We start from the raw sequence: 16,488 nt of genomic DNA, 5'->3' as shown, positions 1-16,488 counted from the left end.
CCGGGGAGCAATCTTCGGCGGGAACAATCGCCAGTAGTCGGGCATAACGCATGGAACCTTGAGAGGCGTCTCAGCATCTCCTCATCAAGGGCTCAGAGAGGCGGACCGCTGCCGTCCGCCCCTCGAAATGGAGACGCGTCCGCCTCGCCCGCTCCCGTAGATTGCAGAGTGCACACACCGGGCTGGTCGGAACATTGGGGATGGGCGTGTCAGCGGCGACAAGTGCAGGAGGAGCGGCCCGAAGGGCCTCGGTCGAGGGCGGTGGCGGGAGCCGGGCGGGCGTCGCGGAAGCGCACCGGATCGTCGTGAAGGTGGGCTCCTCGTCGCTGACGACGGCCTCCGGGGGACTCGACGCGGACCGGGTGGACGCCCTGGTGGACGTCCTCGCCAAGGCCCGCAGCGGGGGAGAGCGGGAGATCGTGCTGGTCTCGTCCGGCGCCATCGCCGCCGGGCTCGCGCCGCTGGGCCTGCGCCGCCGCCCCAAGGACCTCGCCCGGCAGCAGGCGGCCGCCAGCGTCGGCCAGGGCCTGCTGGTGGCCCGCTACACGGCCTCCTGCGCCCGTTACGGCATCCGGGTGGGGCAGGTGCTCCTGACGTCGGACGACATGAGCCGCCGCTCCCACCACCGCAACGCCTCCCGCACTCTCGACAAGCTCCTCGCGATGGGCGCCCTGCCGGTCGTCAACGAGAACGACACCGTCGCCACGGACGAGATCCGCTTCGGCGACAACGACCGCCTCGCCGCCCTCGTCGCCCACCTCGTACGGGCGGATCTGCTGGTCCTGCTGTCGGACGTGGACGGCGTGTACGACGGAGACCCCAGCAGGCCCGACACGTCACGGATCGCGGAGGTGCGGGGCCCCGCGGACCTCGCGCATGTGGAGATCGGCTCCGCCGGCAAGGCCGGTGTCGGCACCGGCGGCATGGTCACCAAGGTCGAGGCGGCCGCGATCGCCACCGGAGCGGGCATCCCCGTGGTCCTGACCAGCGCCGTCCACGCGGCGGACGCCCTGACCGGCCGCGACACCGGCACGTACTTCCATCCCACCGGCAAGCGCTCCGCCGACCGGCTGCTGTGGCTCCAGCACGCCTCCACCCCGCAGGGCGCGCTCACCCTCGACGACGGGGCCGTGCGCGCGGTCGTCGAGCGCCGCAAGTCGCTGCTGCCGGCCGGCATCGCGGCCGTCGAGGGCGAGTTCGTGGCGGGCGACCCCGTCGAGCTGCGCGACGGCACGGGCCGGGCCGTCGCGCGCGGGCTGGTCAACTTCGACGCCAAGGAGATCCCCCAGCTGATCGGCCGCTCGACCCGGGAACTGGCGCGCGAGCTGGGTCCCGCGTACGAACGAGAGGTCGTACACAGGGACGACCTCGCCCTTCTGCACCCCTGACCAGCGGCCCAGGGAAGGGCGAAAGCACGGGCCCCGGCGGTTCGCGTTCCGTAAAACCGCCACGCGAAGCCCCTGAGCCTGCTCAACTTTCTCTCGGGGAGATTCCGCACGACCTATTGCGAAGCACGAATCGTTGCGAAGGAGGCCGTCGTGAGACGAGTGCGCCCCGGGGCCCCGGCGTCCCGTGGTGGTGGTACCTCCCGTGCGGCCGGCGAGGAGCGGGCGCTCACCAGCGTCGCCGCCTCGGACACGTACGAGGGCGACAGTGTCGAGAAGCCACAGGACCTGCCCCGGCTGTGGCACGTCACGCTGAGCGTCTCCGGGCCCGAGGCCCCCCTCAAGGAGGTGCGGCGCGGCCTCGAACAGCTCGCCCACGACCACCCCTTTCTGCTGACCAGCCGCTATGCCAACGACCACGCCGAGATCCGCTACTGGGAGGAGGCCCGCGACCTCCACGACGCGGCCGCCGTCGCCCTGCGCCTGTGGGGCGAGCACCGCCGGACGGCCGGGCTGCCGCCCTGGGAGATCGTTGGCCTGGAGGTCATCGACCGCCAGACGTACCACCTGCGGATCGCCGAGGGATTCGGGCCGCCGCCGGCGACGCCCGTGGGAGTCCATCCCTTTTAAACCGTCCCGCCGGGAGTACCCGTGGGCTGTGTCTCGCGCTTTGGAACAGCCGATGGACGCCCCCGCCGGGCGCACTACCCTTTCTCCATGACCTCGCTCTCGCCGTACGACTCCATGACGCCGGTCACCCGGGCCGCCTACCGTGCCAAGGCCGCCGCCGCCGACCTCGCGCCGCTCCCGCGCGCAGACAAGGACGACGCGCTGCTCGCCGTCGCGGACGCGCTGGAAGTCCGTACGAGCGAGATCGTCGAGGCCAACGCCAAGGACATCGAGCGGGCGCGTGAGGCCGGCACCAGCGAGGCGATCGTCGACCGGCTGACGCTGACCCCGGAGCGGGTCCGCGCGATCGCCGCCGACGTCCGCGACGTGGCCGCGCTGCCCGACCCGGTCGGCGAGGTCGTCCGCGGCTCCACCCTCCCGAACGGCATCGACCTGCGCCAGGTCCGCGTCCCGCTCGGCGTCGTCGGCATCATCTACGAGGCCCGCCCGAACGTGACGGTGGACGCCGCGGCCCTCTGCCTGAAGTCCGGCAACGCGGTCCTGCTGCGCGGCTCGTCCTCCGCCTACGAGTCGAACACCGCACTCGTCCGCGTGCTGCGCGACGCCGTCGGCGGTGCCGGGCTGCCTGCCGACGCCGTCCAGCTCGTCCCGGGCGAGAGCCGCGAGTCCGTACGCGAGCTGATGCGCGCCCGCGGTCTCGTCGACGTGCTCATCCCGCGCGGCGGCGCCTCCCTGATCCGCACGGTCCTGGAGGAGTCCACCGTCCCGGTGATCGAGACGGGCACGGGCAACTGCCACGTCTACGTCGACGCCAACGCCGACCTCGACACCGCGATCGAGATCCTGATCAACTCCAAGGCCCACCGCGTGAGCGTCTGCAACGCCGCCGAGACGCTCCTCGTCCACCAGGACATCGCCCCCGTCTTCCTGCCCCGCGCCCTCGACGCCCTCGCCGACGCCGGGGTCACGGTCCACGCCGACGAGCGCGTGCTCGCGTTCGCCAAGGAGAGCCGGGCCACGGTCGTCGAGGCCACCACGGACGACTGGGAGACCGAGTACCTGTCGTACGACATCGCCGCCGCCGTCGTCGACTCGCTGGACAGGGCCGTGGAGCACATCCGGCTGTGGAGTTCCGGCCACACCGAGGCGATCGTGACGACCTCGCAGCAGGCCGCCCGCCGCTTCACCCAGCTGGTCGACTCCACGACGGTCGCCGTCAACGCATCGACACGTTTCACCGACGGCGGTCAGTTCGGTTTCGGCGCCGAGATCGGCATCTCCACGCAGAAGCTGCACGCCCGCGGCCCGATGGGCCTGCCCGAGCTGACCAGCACGAAGTACATCGTCACGGGCGACGGACACATCCGCCGCTAGCTGGGCGCGGGTCTCCTGGGGCGCCGGCCGGTTCCTGTGAACAGGCTGGCGACCAGCTGGCAAAACGGATGAATTTCCTTACCGTCTGCCCAAATTGACCACCCCGGTCTACTCTGGGTTCGTGCCGGAGGACGTGGGGGGCACGCCGTTCCCTGACGGCTGGGAGCCCGACGACGACCGCGACCGCGGGGGTATGGACGAAGAGTTCGCCTCCGTGGTCTTCGACGAGGACTTCGTACGGGCGGCCGTGGTCCACGAGCCGACCGCGGTCGAACGTCTGCTCGCAGCGGCGGAGGCCCGTGCCGCGGCCCAGGAGGCCGAAGCGCGCCGGGCGCACTCCAGAGGCGCCCGCGGCGACGACGACCGTTACGACGACGGCTTCGGACCCGACGGCCCCGATTTCGGCCACGGTCGTGATGACGATCTCGACGACACCGACATCCTTGAGGGCTACTACGGCCCCGATGGGGCGTACGGCAGGCCCTACGGCAAGCAGACCCGCTGGCACCGGCCCGTCGCCTGGATCCTCGCCCTGGTCATGGGTATCGGCATGGTCGTGCTGGCCTTCACCGCGGTCTACCGGGGCGCGTCCTCCGGCCGCGACGAGATTCCGCTGCCCCCCGCCACCACCGGCGTCGAACAGGGCACCCCTAGGGGCCCCTCCGCCTCCGCGGACTACTCCCAGCCGGCGGCGTCGGCGACGCCCCGCACGCCCTGAGACGGCCTGGACGGGCCTTGGCGGGAAGTTCGACAGCTGTTCGAAAACCTGTTGAGGACCTGTCAGAACTTGTCGTGTACCAGCGCGTTTACCGAGGCCCCCGCAGACCTACTCTGAAGGTATGGGCGGGCCTGGAAACCCACCTGAGGGGAGTCCCGAGGGCGCCCCCGGCGGTGGAGAGGACGAATACCGATCCGTCGTCTTCGACGAGTCGTTCGTCCGCGCTGCCCGCCTCCAGGAGTTCTCCGCCCAGGAGCGCCTCTCCGACCACGCCCCGGCCGTGCGCCGCCGTCCGCCCCTGCGCCGCGGCTTCTCCCGCCAGGCCCTGGTCCTCGTCCTGCTGATCGCCCTCGCCTTCGGCACCGCGATCTACATGGGCGTCCGCCACCCGTACGAGACCCCGGCCGCGAAGCCCACCGAGCCGCTCCGGATGACGGTGATACCGCTGTCCCCGCAGTCCGCGGTGCCCGGCGCCGAGGAGCCCGAGACGCTGTACGCGCACAGCCCGGCCGCCCAGTTCCGGATCGGCGCCGAGGGCATCACGATGCCGGCCACCCGGCGTACCGAGCACTTCACCGACAGCCAGGTCGTCTCCGCGCTGACCATCGCCAAGGAGTACCTGGTCGCCTCCGCGCTCGATCCGGAGGTACTCGGCGGCACCACCGTCCAGCCCGTGCGGCGACTGGTCGACTCGGAGCAGCTCGACCAGTTCGAGCAGAGCTTCGATCACCCGGCGGCGGACGGACGCCACGCCCCCACCGGCTGGCTGGTCCGCTTCGACCCGTCCCGCGCGGCACTCGCCGACCGCAAGATCCGTGTCCAGGGCACACTCCAGGCAGCCGAACTCAACGCCGGCACCCTGGAGGTCGTCGCCGCCCACACCTTCGTGTACGCGCTGCGGCCGTCGGGCGACAAGGCAGGCGTCGAGGCCTCGCTCTTCACCGTCCGGCGCGAACTGCACTTCCGCTTCGACCAGGACGATCTGCGCACCCACCAGGCCGAGGTCGTCGTCTCCTACGTCCAGGCCGGGCCGCTGGCCTGCGCCGACGACGCCACGAACCATCTGCGCCCGCTGCTCGCCGGCCAGACGGCCAAGGCGGGCGGCCCGGCCGCCGGCACCGACCCGTACAGCACCGGCGCCGCCACCGCCCTGTGCGGCTCCCTCGCGGAGAGCACCCAGCCGAAGGTGTGACGGAGGACCGACACGACATGCGCCCGGCCGTGACGTCCGACGCGGAACCGGCCGAAAGCCCTGACGCACAAAGCGCCCGGCCCGGAGGGCAGGACCTCCGGGCCGGGCGCTGGATGTGTCAGTGGCGGTCGCCGTGCGTCACTCGTCGTCCCGGGGCCTGTCCTCCTGCGCGGTGTCGGTGCCGCCGCCGGAACCCTGGTCGGCGTTGGTCCCCGGGCCACCGGGCGCGGCGTTGCCGAACCCGCCGAAGCCGCGTCGCACCCGGCCGCCCAGGTCGCCCGCGCCGCCCGCGATGTCGGTGACCAGCTTCATCAGCGGGTCCTTGGAGTTCTTGACGCTGCTCGAGTAGTGCGCGGCCGACTCACGGAAGGAGTCGGTCACCGAGGTGCCCTTGTCCTCGCTGCGCCGCGGGTAGTGCCCGTCCATGATCCGCTGGAAGTCGCGGGACTCGGCCCACTTCTTCAGCTCGGCCGCGCGCACGGTGGTGAAGGGGTGCGAGCGGGGCAGCACATTGAGGATCTTGAGCACGGAGTCGCGCAGGTCGCCCCCGGCCTCGTACTCCTCGGCCTGCGCGAGGAACGCGTCCACGTTCATCTCGTGCAGATGGTTGCCGCCCGCGATCTTCATCAGACCGCGCATGGAGGCCTGCAGGTCCTGACCGACCAGGAGGCCGGCGCGGTCCGAGGAGAGCTCCGACTTGCGGAACCACTCGCGCAGGGCGGTCACGATCGCCATGATCGCGAGGTTCCCCAGGGGGATCCAGGCGACCTTCAGCGCCAGGCTCGTCAGGAAGAGCAGTATCGTGCGGTACACCGCGTGGCCGGAGAGCGCGTGGCCCACCTCGTGGCCGATGACAGCCCGCATCTCCTCCTCGTCGAGCAGCTCGACGAGCCCGGTGGTCACGACGATGATCGGCTCGTCCAGACCGATGCACATCGCGTTCGGCTGCGGGTCCTGGTTCACGTACATCGGCGGGACCTTCTCCAGGTCCAGGATGTAACACGCGTCCCGCAGCATGTCGTTGAGGTGGGCGAACTGCTGGTCCGAGACCCGTACGGAGTCGGACAGGAACAGCAGCCTGAGGCTGCGTTCCGGCAGCAGGCCGCTGAGTGCCTTGAACACCGTGTCGAAGCCGCTGAGCTTGCGCAGCGCCACCAGCGCCGAGCGGTCCGCGGGGTGTTCGTACGCCCGCGAGGAGATCCCCTCGAAGCGCCTGCGCTGCCTGCTCGGCACGTTCTCGTGCCCGTTCTGCTCGTGGCTGTCGTCCGGCATGTTTTTCCCCCATGCGTCTGATTGCCCATGTTGCCCCCGAAGCGAGGTCCAGCCTAGGCGGAGTTACCGTGGCAGGGCATCAACCGTAAGGAGCGATCTCATGGAGCATCTCCCGCACCTGCCGGCATCCGCCTGGCTCACCGAGGCCGCGGACGCCGCCGCGAAGGAACAGGGAGCCGGCAACCTGCTGCGTGTGGTGCTCATCGTGATGGTCCTGGGTTCCGTCCTGATGGCGTGGCTCCTCCTGCGGGGATACAAGCGGGACGAATGACGCCCGCCGAGGTGAAGGACGTACGGCGCACGCGAACGGTTGTCTCGGACGAGAAGTACGCGCGTGGCGGTGCCCGTGTTCACTCCTGGCCGGAGTCGGCGTGATCGCCGACGAGCCCCCCGCTTACGATGGCCCCAGTCTTCATCCCGATCCCACACCCGGATAGGTCACGCCGACGATGAGCTTCCACAGCACCGCTGCCGACTTGGTCACTTTCGCCGCCGAGGGCGGCGGGGAGCACGGCGGCAACCACGAGAGCCTGAGCCCCTACCTGACCGGCGGCGGAGCCTTCTTCGCCCTGATGCTGCTGCTGTGGATCACGACCCGCTTCAACCGGGATCGCTAATCCCCGCAAAAGGACGTTCGAGTCGGGCGCGGCGGCCGGGCCGGTAGGCTCTCCACGCATGGGAGAGCAGGAATTGCCTACCGGTCCGGAGCAGGACAAGGCGAAGGATCAGGCGCACGACACCACCGACGGCCGGGCCGACAGCACCACCGGCATACCGGGAAACCGCCCGTCGGAGCCGGGCAGACGCCGTCTCGGCGTCATGGGCGGAACGTTTGATCCGATCCACCACGGGCACCTCGTGGCGGCCCAGGAGGTCGCCGCGCAGTTCGGTCTCGACGAGGTCGTGTTCGTGCCGACCGGCCAGCCGTGGCAGAAGTCCCACCGCTCGGTGTCGGCGGCCGAGGACCGCTATCTGATGACGGTCATCGCGACGGCCGAGAACCCCCACTTCTCCGTGAGCCGCATCGACATCGACCGCAAGGGCCTCACCTACACCATCGACACCCTGCGCGAACTGCACGAGCTCAACCCCGAGTCGGACCTCTTCTTCATCACCGGCGCCGACGCGCTCGCCCAGATCCTCACCTGGCGCGACGCCGACGAACTGTTCTCCCTCGCGCACTTCATCGGGGTCACCCGTCCGGGGCACACCCTGGCCGACCCGGGCCTGCCCGCGGGCGGGGTCTCGCTGGTCGAGGTTCCGGCGCTCGCCATCTCGTCGACAGACTGCCGTGCGAGAGTCGCCAAGGGCGATCCCGTCTGGTACCTGGTGCCGGACGGCGTGGTGCGCTACATCGACAAGCGGCAGCTGTACCGCGGCGAGTGAGCCGAGAGGGGCACCGGTGAACGACCGATACGACGCTGGCTACGGGGGCGACCAGCAGTACGAACTCGTGGGCTACGACGAGTACGGGCAGCCGGTGTACCGACAGGTGCCCCAGCAGCAGGCCTACGACCCGTACTGGACGCAGCAACAGCAGCCCCAGGGCTACGGCTACGACCCGTACACGACCGGCCGGCAGCAGCCGATGCCGTCCTACGACACGAGTCAGCAGGCGCCCGCCCCCACGTACGACACCCATGGCTCGTACGACCCCTACGGGCAGACCGCGACCACCGGCCACCAGGCGGCCCAGGTCGCCGAGCAGACCGCGTACATCCCGCAGCAGGCGGGGCCGTCGGAGACCGCCGAGGCGAATGAACCCCGGGCCGGTGACATGTCCCCGCAGCGGGACTTCGACGAACGGGAGTACCGCACCGAGCAGTTCTCCTTCGTCGAGGAGCCCGACGGTGACTCCGAGGACGTCATCGACTGGCTGAACTTCACCGAGAACCGCACCGAGCGCCGCGAGGAGGCCAAGCGGCGGGCCAAGAGCCGGCTGATCGCCCTGGCCGTGGTCTTCGCCCTGGTCGCGGTCGGCGGCGTCGGCTACATGTGGTGGGCGGGCATGCTGCCCGCGGCGTCCTCGGACACGCAGGCCGGCACCACGACGTCCGCGGGCGCCCAGAAGCGCGATGTGGTCATCGTCCATCTGCACGACACCAAGAAGGGCGGCACCTCCACGGCGCTGCTCGTGAACAACACCACCACCGAACAGGGCGCCACCGTCCTGATCCCCAACGCCCTCGCCCTGACCGGTGACGACGGCACCACGACCACCCTCGCCAAATCCGTCGACGACGACGGCTCCTCCGGCACCCGCGACGAACTCGACACCGTCCTCGGCACCGACATCGAGGGCACCTGGCGGCTGGACACCCCCTACCTCAACAACCTCGTCGAACTCGTCGGCAACATCGACATCGACACCGACACGGACGTGCCCGACCCCGAGGCCGGCAAGAAGACCGAGACCCCCCTCGTCAACAAGGGCAAGGGACAGACCCTCAGCGGCAAGATGGCCGTCGCCTACGCCACCTACCGGGCCTCCGGCGAGTCACAGAACGCTCAGCTGGAGCGGTTCGGGCAGGTCATGCAGGGCGTGCTGCGTAAGCTGTCCTCCGACGCGCAGGCCGCCACGGTCACCGTGCAGACGCTGGCCCAGATCCTCGACCCCTCGCTCAGCGACAAGGACCTCGGCGCGTTCCTCGCCAAGCTCGCCGACCACGCCAAGGGCGGCGACTACAAGACCGAGCTGCTGCCCGTCCAGCAGGACGGCACCCTCAGCGCCGAGGACTCCGACAGCGTGGTCAAGGACCTGCTCGGCGGCGCCGCGAAGAGCCCCGACGCCGGGGACGCGGTCCGCGTCGGCATCCGCAACGCCACCGGCGACAAGGACGCCACCGAACAGGCCCGCGTGGTCATCCTCAACGGCGGCTACACCTTCCTCGACGCCGGCACCACCGGCACCGCCCAGACCACCTCCCAGGTCACCTACTCCGACGCGGCCCGCAAACAGGAGGCCATCGAGGTCGCCAAGACCCTCGGCCTCCCGACCACCGCCGTCAGGAAGGGCGAGACCACGTCCAACGCCGACGTCTCCGTCGTACTCGGCCAGGACTACGAGACGGACACGACGGGATGACCGACCGCATGGTGTGACCAGGGTCAGGCCCCGGAGCCGCCGCGTCGGCGCTGCTCCGGGGTCTGATCGATTAACCGTAGGGCGGTGTCGGCGGGGCGTGAGACCCTTGGGGTAGCCCGTGAGGGTTCCTGACCGCCGACGGAAAGCCTTGTAGTGACCGCCACTGACCGCTCTCTCGAGCTCATCACCACCGCCGCTCAGGCGGCCGCCGACAAGCTCGCGCACGACGTCATCGCGTACGACGTCAGCGATGTGCTGTCCATCACGGACGCCTTCCTGCTCGCCTCCGCGCCCAACGACCGCCAGGTCAAGTCGATCGTCGACGAGATCGAGGAGCGGCTGAACAAGGAGCTCGGCGCCAAGCCGGTGCGCCGCGAGGGCGACCGCGAGGCCCGCTGGGTCCTGCTGGACTACGTCGACATCGTCGTCCACGTCCAGCACAGCGAGGAGCGGGTCTTCTACGCCCTGGAGCGGCTCTGGAAGGACTGCCCCGAGCTGGAGCTGCCCGCCGACGCCAAGGCCACCCGGGGCAAGGGCGCGGAGCACGCCAAGCTGCGCGCCGCCGAGGAGGCCGCCGAGCTGGGCGGAGAGCTGCGGTGACCGCGGGCATCGACCCCGCCGGGCGCAAGGGCCGGGGCCGCCGGGTCATCCTCTGGCGGCACGGCCAGACCTCGTGGAACGTGGAGCGCCGCTTCCAGGGCACCACGGATGTCGAGCTGACCGAGACCGGTCTCGGCCAGGCCCGCCGCGCCGCCCGGCTGCTCGCCTCCCTCAAGCCCGACGCGATCGTCGCCTCCGACCTGCGGCGTGCCGCGAACACGGCCGCCGAGCTGGCCGCGCTCACCGGCCTGGAGATCAACCACGACGAGGGCCTGCGAGAGACCTACGCGGGAGTCTGGCAGGGGCTCACGCACGACGAGATCATCGCCCGGCACGGCGAGGAGTACGCCGCGTGGAAGCGCGGCGAGCCGGTCCGCCGCGGCGGTGGCGAACTGGAGACCGAGGTCGCCGACCGTGCCGCCCCCGTGGTCCTCCGGCACGCCGACAAGCTCCCGGAGAACGGCACCCTCGTGGTGGTCAGCCACGGCGGCACCATCCGCACCACCATCGGACGCCTCCTCGGTCTGGATCCCCACCACTGGGAGGGCCTCGGCGGCCTCTCCAACTGCTGCTGGTCCGTCCTCGGCCAGGGCGCCAGGGGTTGGCGTCTCCTTGAGCACAACGCCGGCACGCTGCCCGAACCGGTGCTCGGCGACGACGACTGAGCGTCGTACACGGCCTCGTACCGGGGCCGCGGCCCGGATTTCACTTTCCGGCTGGTCGCAGGCTAAAGTTCTTCTTGTTCGCCCCGCCGAGCGGGGCGAAACACCATGTGGCTCGCCGCGTGGCACAAGGGGCTATAGCTCAGTTGGTAGAGCGCCTGCATGGCATGCAGGAGGTCAGGAGTTCAATTCTCCTTAGCTCCACAGATCGGTACAGAAGATCCCGTTCCCACGAGGGAACGGGATTTTTCGTATGTGACCTGCGTCCCTTCTTGAGTACTCGCGGCCCCGGAGGCGTATACCTCTGCGGACGACCTTCTTTCCTGCCGCTTGTCCGGACTGGTACGAAGGCGTCGCTGACCGTATTGGTCCGGCCGTGGCAGAATCAAACGGCCGGAAGGGGGCGCGGCCCGACGGGAGGGAGAAGCGATGCCTGCGAGCATCCGCGGGGAGGTCCACGACCTTCCCGCAGCGGTGGTGATGCGGAGCAAGACCACCCTCCTCTGCCCTTCCTGCGGCTCGCTCCACGTTGCCCAAGTCCTCGGTGACAACGGAGGGATCTCCTACGTGTGCACGGCCTGCGGCCACAGCTGGAGCTGATCGATGGGTGCACACAGGAGAAAGTGCGACTGGTGCGGCAGCGGCACGCCCATCGTCCGCGACATGGAGCCCGTCAACGCCGACTACCAGTACTGGTGCGAGGAATGCGCACGGGCGCTGATCATAAAAGGCGACCCGATCGAGACGTACCGCGAGCTGGAGGGCGAGCCGATCTACGGCCGCCTTCTCGAAGAGCACTGCACGCTCAAGCGTTTCTATTCGTTCGTGACGGCTTGATCGTTCGGCTTGATCGTTGGGTCGACGTTTCGTGACGGCTTGAGCGTCTCGATGGCCGACAGCGCCAGAAAGAGCAGACCGGCCGTGGCGTAGAGGGCGGACAGCGTCAACTCGACGCCGTTCTGTCCCAGTTCGAGCCGTCCCGGCCCGTGTGGCACCCACCACAGGGCGTACGAGCAGAAGACCAGCGCCATGCCGACGGCGACCGCGCGCCGCCGGGCCGTCACGAGCACCACCGGCACGCACCACACCCAGTGGTGCGACCACGACACCGGGCAGATCAGCAGCGCCGTCACCGCGCACGCGGTCACCCCCCGGCCGCGTCGCCCGCGCAGCTCCGCGGCCACCGCGACCGCGAGGCCCAGTGCCCCTGTGACGGCCGCCAAGGCGATCCACCAGGCGCCGGGCTCCGGGGTGTGCAGCAGGCGGGCCAGCGCCCCGCGCAGGGCCTGGTTGGCGGTGTCCTCGGGGTGCCCGACGCGGCCCGCCGCGAAGACCATGCGGGTCCAGAACCGCCAGGAGTCGTACGGCAGGACGGCCGCCGCCAGCAGGGTCGCGGCGGCGAAGGTGACGGCCGCCCCGCGCGCGTGCCGCAGCCAGGGGCCGCCTGCACGACGCCGTGCCCAGGCGGCGAGACCGGTGGCCAACAGGAACACCGCGAACAGCCCGGGAGTCAGCTTCACGGCGGCCGCCAGTCCGATGCCGACGCCGGCCCAGCGGTGGCCGGGCGGCCGGGACAGGTCCCACAACACCAGGACGGCCAGCAGCAGATTGACCTGGCCGTACCGCAGGGTCGTCCACACCGGCTCGCACCACACGGCCACCGCGGCGACCCACCAGACGGTCTCCACGCGCGCGTGCCCGGCGATCCGCAGCGAGAGCCCCACGAAGCCCACGAGGAGGGCCAGGTTCCCGGCCGTCGCCAGCGTGCGCAGGGCGGCCGGGTCCGGCAGCGTCAGCGGGGTGAAGAGCAGGGCCGCGAACGGCGGGTAGGTGGTGGGCAGTTCGGCCTCGGTCGCCCGCAGCGCGTAGAGGTCGCCGCCCGCCCGTACGGTCTCGCCCTCGGCCCGGTAGACCATCAGGTCGATCATCGAGACGTCCGCGGCCCGCTGCGCGATCCAGAACCCGGCGAAGGAGAACAGGCACGCGCCCAGGGCGACTGGCACACGGCGGTGGATTCCGGGGAACGCGAGCACGGTCACGGAAGCCGACATTAGCTACCAAATGCACCCCTGATCCGTACCTGTCGGAAACGATTTGGTGGTGCGTGCGAGGGACCGGTAATGTTGGCGTCGCCGCCGGGGAAACCGGGCGGTGCGAACAACATGCGGCTCCGCCGCGTGAAAGCAAGGGGCTATAGCTCAGTTGGTAGAGCGCCTGCATGGCATGCAGGAGGTCAGGAGTTCAATTCTCCTTAGCTCCACAGATGAAGACCCCGTCCAAGTGGACGGGGTCTTCGCGTTGTTGGTGGCCAGAGCGGCATGGGCAGAGAGAAGGGCGGGTCCACCCCATCAGGGGTGACCCGCCCTTCGGCGTACTCAGCGACCGCTGCCCAGAGCCCGGCGGCCGCGGCCCTGGGAGAGGACCGGCAGGTTGCGGGAGGGGGCGGCGGCGCGGTTGTCCTCCTCGAGGCGCAGGGCGAGCGCGGGGCAGCGGCGCACCGCGCGGAGGGCCTTGGCCTCGGCGTACTGGGGGACCTTCGCCTGGGCGACGGTGGGGAAGCCGTCGGCGCCGAGCTGGAAGACCTCGGGGAGGATGTCGGCGCACAGGCCGTGACCCCGGCAGAGCGTCCAGTCGACGAAGATCTTCTGGCGGCTGGCACCGTTCTCCTCCTCGGCCGCTCCGCCCGGGAGGCCGGTCGGCATCCGGCCGCCCTCGAAGAGCGGCAGCACGCCCTCCACGGGACGGCCGCAGCCGTTGCCGAGGACGTGCGCGGCGAGGTCGTCCGTGAACGCCTTGACCGTCGATTCCAGGAACATCGCGGAGCCGTCCGGGTGCGAGCACGCGCCGCGCCGCTTGACGTTCTTCGCGACCTGCTTGAGGGCCTCCAGGGCGGCCGGACCGCCGCCGTTGAGGATGTCCTCCATGCCGCGCGCGGCGGCCGGCAGACCGAGGTAGCAGGGACCGCACTGTCCCGCGCTCTCCTCGGCGAGCCATTTGGCGACCTGGAGCGACTCGCCGAGCGGGCAGGTGTCCTGGCTGATCGGCAGGATCGCGCCCGCGCCGAGGGCGCCGCCCACCGCGTCCAGCGAGTTGCGTGAGACGACCGCCTCGTTGACCGTCGCCGCGTCGATCCACTTGCCGTGGTAGCCGCCGGTCAGCACGCCCTGCGGGACCGGCGGCGCGCCGGCGAGCTGCAGGATGTAGCGCAGCGGCACGCCGGTGGGCGCCTCGATCACCATCGGGCGGGCGACCGCGCCGGACACGGTGAGCATGACGGTGCCCGGCTCGTCGTACAGGCCCGTGTTGCCGTACCGCTCGGAGCCGATGCGGGCGCCGATGGCGAGCTGGGCGAAGGTCTCGGCGTTGGAGAGCAGGGTCGGCGCGCCACCGACACCGCTCTTCGACGCACTGGTCTTGCGGCCCGGCGGGATGGCCGGACCTCCGTCGATCGAACGGATCAGCGACGCGGCGGCGCCGGTGACCATGCGGACCGGGTTGCGCTGCACGCTCGCGCGAATGGCCGCGCCCCGCCGGTTGCTCAGACCGCGCTCGGAGAGCGCGGCCTCCATCGACCGCTGGGTGGATTCACGTGTCACCCCGATGACCAGCTGACGGGCGCCCAAGGCCTCCGCGACCAGCAGGGCGCCGTCCAGGATGAGGTGCGGGGCACGGTTGATCAGCACCGTGTCCTTGCGGCAGGCGGGTTCGTCCTCACTGCCGTTGACGACCACGACGGGTCGGATGCCGCGCTTGATCGCCGACTCGGCGACCGACCGCAGTTTCTTGTGGAACGGGAAGCCCGCGCCACCCCTGCCCTTCAGGTTGATCCGCTCGGACAGCTGGGCGAGCTGCTCGCCGCCCATCGGTTCGAGGGGACCGTGCACCTTCAGGTGCATGGGGAGGTCGAGTCTCTCGACGAGGTCGAAGCCCGAGGTGAGCTGGGGGAGCCCCACCACACGGACTTCGGGGACGTCGGGAAGGGCCTCGTTCACTTATATCCTCCGGAAGGCGCGTTCCAGGGTTCGCCTGAGCTCGGCGGGTCGTAGTCGTAGCCGGGCAGCGTTTCAGTGGCGGGACCGCTGTTGTACGTGTCGTTCGGGATGTACGTGCCGTAGGGGGCGTTCGTCTCAGCCGTTCCGTAAGAAGTTTCGGAAGCCCCCGTGTTGTACGTCTCGCCCTGGTAGGTCTGGCCCGGGTAGGTCTGCCCCGCGTACGCCTGTCCGGCGAAGGTGTCCTGCATCGGGTCGTACGCCGACGGGGGCGCCTCGCCGACCGGCGGCGGGGACGGGGCCGGCCAGCGTGTGCCCGTGCCGCCGCCGTCGTCCATACGGGGCATGGCCTGCGTGGGCTGCATGTCCAGCGGCTGCTGCTGCTGGGTCAGATAGGGCGCCGTGGGCTCCGGGGCGCGCGGGGTCATCGACACCGCGCGGTACGCGGCCGCGAAGCCGGGGCCGCTGTCGGCCGCGGCGGCCGCCGCGCGCTGCGGGGGCACCAGCGGGTCGCCCAGCGGGGGGTTCGTGCCCTGTCCGCCGCCGAAGCCGGGCAGCGGGAACTGGCCGGTGTCGCGCATCTGGTCGCGCTGTCCGCCCTCGCGCCGACCGCCCTCGCGCCGTCCGCCGGGCTCTTCGAAGCCCTGCAGGGCCGAACGGGACTTCACGAGTTCGTCGACCTCGGGGGGCCGCTGGCCGTCGGTGCCCAGGATCGAGGTGATCCGGTCGGCCACCTGGCGCTTGACCTCGCGTGGGGCGGCGCGCAGCAGCAGGGCGCCGGCGACGGCGACCAGGCCCAGGGAGTAGAGGATCACGAAGACCGGCTTCGCTTCGCGACCCGCGTAGAGTCCGTGCACCAGCGCGAAACACCAGGCCGGGTAGGCCATCATGTGCATCGTGCGCCAGCGCGCCGCGACCGGCGCGGGGGAGGCGAAGTTGCTGCGCAGCGCGCCGGTGATGGCGACGAAGATCATCAGGGACGCCGCAGTGGCACCGAAGCCGATGAGCGCGCCCGAGCCCGTCACTCCGAGCGCGAAGGGGAACAGGGCGAGCGCGGAGACGTGGTCCAGCGCCAGCTTCACCGTCACGTGCAGCAGGAGGAACGCGACCGAGGCGATGGCGGTCGTCCGGTGGACGGCTTGGCCGATGATCCTCTGGCGCACGCTGAGAAGGGTCCGGTCCTGGGCGACGAGACCCCAGAGCACCGAGCAGGTCAGCGAGACGAGCGAGAGAACGCCCGCGCCGAAGTCGAGGAACTCGCGGTACGCGTCACCTCCGACCAGCACACTTACGGGTATCAGCAGCAGAGCGGCAGCCGTGGCTATCCCATAGGCCGAGCGGCCTGTCTGGGGCAGCGAGTTGTTACTGCGACGAGGGTTCATGGGGGCAACTCCGAACAGTTCGGGAAAGCGGTCCCGTCGTCGAACTGTAAGTGGTGCCAAACCGAGCGGTACGAGGTTTCAGTTATTGCGCTGTTATCAAGGGGCAATCTCACATCTGTGTTGCCCCTTAGAGGTTGTTACGCGAAGTAAGTTTTGAATAAAGTTCAACTTTTTTGGCCGGATCCCGTGGCCGACACGC

17 protein-coding genes and 2 tRNA genes are annotated in these 16,488 nt (G+C 70.4%); 15 read left to right on the top strand and 4 right to left on the bottom strand.

Features of this window, described 5'->3' with window-relative positions; all coding sequences use genetic code 11:
* Nucleotides 1-200: 200 nt before the first annotated feature.
* From proB to JIX55_RS18180, 5 genes are all read left to right on the top strand, one after another.
* Complete coding sequence (gene proB, locus JIX55_RS18200; protein WP_443046448.1) at nucleotides 201-1,388, top strand: glutamate 5-kinase; 1,188 nt, start codon at nucleotides 201-203, stop codon at nucleotides 1,386-1,388.
* Between the two features lie 159 nt (nucleotides 1,389-1,547).
* Nucleotides 1,548-2,015, top strand: coding sequence for a hypothetical protein (locus JIX55_RS18195; RefSeq protein WP_257569370.1), 468 nt, complete (start codon nucleotides 1,548-1,550; stop codon nucleotides 2,013-2,015).
* An 87-nt stretch (nucleotides 2,016-2,102) separates the two neighbouring features.
* A complete protein-coding gene (locus JIX55_RS18190; protein WP_257564367.1) occupies nucleotides 2,103-3,389 on the top strand; it encodes a glutamate-5-semialdehyde dehydrogenase in 1,287 nt (428 codons plus the stop codon).
* Nucleotides 3,390-3,510: 121 nt separating this feature from the next.
* Nucleotides 3,511-4,107: an SCO2584 family spore wall biosynthesis protein gene (locus JIX55_RS18185; RefSeq protein ID WP_257564366.1), complete on the top strand. Its 597-nt coding sequence runs from the start codon at nucleotides 3,511-3,513 to the stop codon at nucleotides 4,105-4,107.
* A 121-nt stretch (nucleotides 4,108-4,228) separates the two neighbouring features.
* Nucleotides 4,229-5,299, top strand: coding sequence for an SCO2583 family membrane protein (locus JIX55_RS18180; protein ID WP_257564365.1), 1,071 nt, complete (start codon nucleotides 4,229-4,231; stop codon nucleotides 5,297-5,299).
* Between the two features lie 138 nt (nucleotides 5,300-5,437).
* Here JIX55_RS18180 and JIX55_RS18175 read toward each other — a convergent pair whose 3' ends face one another.
* Nucleotides 5,438-6,571: a M48 family metallopeptidase gene (locus JIX55_RS18175; protein ID WP_257564364.1), complete on the bottom strand. Its 1,134-nt coding sequence runs from the start codon at nucleotides 6,569-6,571 to the stop codon at nucleotides 5,438-5,440.
* A 100-nt stretch (nucleotides 6,572-6,671) separates the two neighbouring features.
* Here JIX55_RS18175 and JIX55_RS18170 point away from each other — a divergent pair, with 100 nt between their 5' ends.
* The 9 genes from JIX55_RS18170 to JIX55_RS18130 all read left to right on the top strand — a co-directional run bounded on the left by JIX55_RS18170 (nucleotide 6,672) and on the right by JIX55_RS18130 (nucleotide 11,755).
* Entirely contained in the window at nucleotides 6,672-6,842 is a 171-nt protein-coding gene (locus tag JIX55_RS18170) for a hypothetical protein (RefSeq protein WP_257564363.1), read from the top strand.
* 178 nt (nucleotides 6,843-7,020) lie between these two features.
* Nucleotides 7,021-7,188, top strand: coding sequence for a hypothetical protein (locus JIX55_RS18165; protein WP_189781409.1), 168 nt, complete (start codon nucleotides 7,021-7,023; stop codon nucleotides 7,186-7,188).
* Nucleotides 7,189-7,246: 58 nt separating this feature from the next.
* Nucleotides 7,247-7,957 (top strand): nicotinate-nucleotide adenylyltransferase, encoded by a 711-nt coding sequence (nadD, locus tag JIX55_RS18160; protein ID WP_257564362.1) that lies wholly within the window; start codon nucleotides 7,247-7,249, stop codon nucleotides 7,955-7,957.
* Between the two features lie 16 nt (nucleotides 7,958-7,973).
* A complete protein-coding gene (locus tag JIX55_RS18155; protein ID WP_257564361.1) occupies nucleotides 7,974-9,656 on the top strand; it encodes an LCP family protein in 1,683 nt (560 codons plus the stop codon).
* A gap of 153 nt (nucleotides 9,657-9,809) precedes the next feature.
* A complete protein-coding gene (gene rsfS / locus JIX55_RS18150; protein ID WP_257564360.1) occupies nucleotides 9,810-10,256 on the top strand; it encodes a ribosome silencing factor in 447 nt (148 codons plus the stop codon).
* Nucleotides 10,253-10,921, top strand: a complete 669-nt coding sequence (locus tag JIX55_RS18145) for a histidine phosphatase family protein (protein ID WP_257564359.1) — start codon at nucleotides 10,253-10,255, stop codon at nucleotides 10,919-10,921. The genes rsfS and JIX55_RS18145 overlap by 4 nt, the downstream gene beginning before the upstream one ends.
* Nucleotides 10,922-11,049: 128 nt before the next feature.
* Nucleotides 11,050-11,122, top strand: a tRNA-Ala gene (locus JIX55_RS18140).
* Between the two features lie 225 nt (nucleotides 11,123-11,347).
* Nucleotides 11,348-11,518, top strand: a complete 171-nt coding sequence (locus tag JIX55_RS18135; protein WP_257564358.1) for a hypothetical protein — start codon at nucleotides 11,348-11,350, stop codon at nucleotides 11,516-11,518.
* A gap of 3 nt (nucleotides 11,519-11,521) precedes the next feature.
* On the top strand, nucleotides 11,522-11,755 hold the full coding sequence (locus JIX55_RS18130) for a hypothetical protein (RefSeq protein ID WP_005479297.1): 234 nt from the start codon (nucleotides 11,522-11,524) through the stop codon (nucleotides 11,753-11,755).
* On the opposite strand, the gene JIX55_RS18125 is transcribed toward JIX55_RS18130, so the two are convergent.
* Complete coding sequence (locus JIX55_RS18125) at nucleotides 11,734-12,957, bottom strand: glycosyltransferase 87 family protein (protein ID WP_257564357.1); 1,224 nt, start codon at nucleotides 12,955-12,957, stop codon at nucleotides 11,734-11,736. The two genes, JIX55_RS18130 and JIX55_RS18125, sit on opposite strands and share 22 nt — an antisense overlap.
* A gap of 148 nt (nucleotides 12,958-13,105) precedes the next feature.
* On the opposite strand from JIX55_RS18125, the gene JIX55_RS18120 reads away from it, so the two are divergent.
* Nucleotides 13,106-13,178 (top strand) — tRNA-Ala (locus JIX55_RS18120).
* Nucleotides 13,179-13,293: 115 nt separating this feature from the next.
* Here the strand turns inward: JIX55_RS18120 and JIX55_RS18115 are convergent.
* On the bottom strand, nucleotides 13,294-14,910 hold the full coding sequence (locus JIX55_RS18115; protein WP_257564356.1) for an NADH-quinone oxidoreductase subunit NuoF family protein: 1,617 nt from the start codon (nucleotides 14,908-14,910) through the stop codon (nucleotides 13,294-13,296).
* A complete protein-coding gene (locus JIX55_RS18110) occupies nucleotides 14,907-16,289 on the bottom strand; it encodes a ferric reductase-like transmembrane domain-containing protein (RefSeq protein ID WP_257564355.1) in 1,383 nt (460 codons plus the stop codon). The genes JIX55_RS18115 and JIX55_RS18110 overlap by 4 nt, the downstream gene beginning before the upstream one ends.
* Nucleotides 16,290-16,488: the final 199 nt, after the last annotated feature.

The organism is Streptomyces sp. DSM 40750, from assembly GCF_024612035.1.
Taxonomy (GTDB): domain Bacteria; phylum Actinomycetota; class Actinomycetes; order Streptomycetales; family Streptomycetaceae; genus Streptomyces.
Note: the sequence above shows the minus strand (reverse complement) of the source record. Positions and strands in the feature narration are given on the sequence as shown.